This is a genomic window from Peribacillus sp. SIMBA_075 (genome assembly GCF_046534585.1).
Genome location: NZ_JAWRYN010000450.1, coordinates 1 through 278, shown reverse-complemented (window position 1 = coordinate 278; position 278 = coordinate 1). Strand labels below are relative to the sequence as shown.

Here is a 278-nt window from a genome sequence, read left to right as displayed (position 1 = left end):
GAAGGTTGTCGAAAGAGCGGATTGGTTTGAATTAATTTTAGAAGCCATCGATGAAGCCATTCACGTTGTAGATGATCAAGGGGTCACGATCTTTTATAATCACAATGCCGCTAAATTTGACTGTTTACAAAAAGAAGAGGTGATTGGCAAGTACATCCTTGATGTGTACCCATCGTTAACTGAAAAAACAAGTACACTCATGCATGTCCTCAGAACGGGGAAGCCCATTTATCATTCTTTACAAACGTATTTGAATAAAAATGGAGAAAAAATTGAAA

General features: G+C 37.1%; 1 protein-coding gene. It reads left to right on the top strand.

The window, feature by feature from the left end; genetic code table 11:
• Window positions 1-278: PAS domain S-box protein (locus SB775_RS28960; RefSeq protein ID WP_410864658.1), on the top strand; the 278-nt coding region annotated here is incomplete at both ends.